The sequence below is a fragment of the Vibrio sp. 1978 genome (assembly GCF_033344345.1).
The window spans coordinates 1-570 of the sequence record NZ_JAWPOP010000810.1; the positions used below are offsets into that span (position 1 = coordinate 1).

Annotated in this window: 1 protein-coding gene; it reads left to right on the forward strand. The window is 40.4% G+C overall.

Going from position 1 to position 570, the window contains the following annotated elements; translation table 11 throughout:
- Positions 1-151 (forward strand): DUF333 domain-containing protein (locus R8N49_RS29240; protein ID WP_318190712.1); only part of this gene is annotated, 151 nt, incomplete at its 5' end.
- Positions 152-570 lie beyond the last annotated feature (419 nt).

Sequence of the window (570 nt, forward strand, 5' to 3'; positions counted from 1 at the left end):
GGCGGCCGTTTACTGTGTACAACAAGGTGGCGAACTGGACGCTGTGTCAGAGAACGGTGAGCGTGTAACTTACTGTGTGCTTTCTGACGATGAACGTGTTGAACAGTGGGAATACTACCGTAACAACCACAAAGAGAGTGACGAGCAATAAACTCGAATCTAATAAATAGTAATATTATTCAATAACTAAGGAGCCAATCGGCTCCTTTTTTGTTCTTTGATATCCGCATTTTCCTACAGGAACTTCACACTACTCTGACTTTACCGTATGCAAATATAATATCGAACAGCGTTCTATTCCTGACATTCCCCTGACAATACTTTCCACTTGGTCAATAAAATCATGCCCAACATCACACAAATTCACATTTCTTCCACATTTTTCTGGAAACAGGTGGTCAGGATGAAAACACAAATAGTTAAACAAGCCGAAACGGCACAAAACAACGTGATTACTGATGAGTCAAAACGCATCATCTACAAATCGTGTTTAAGCGCATTGATGATTGTTGCGATCAGTATTCTCGTCAATCTGAGTATTCGTCTTGATTACGTAGTATTGGGATCAAG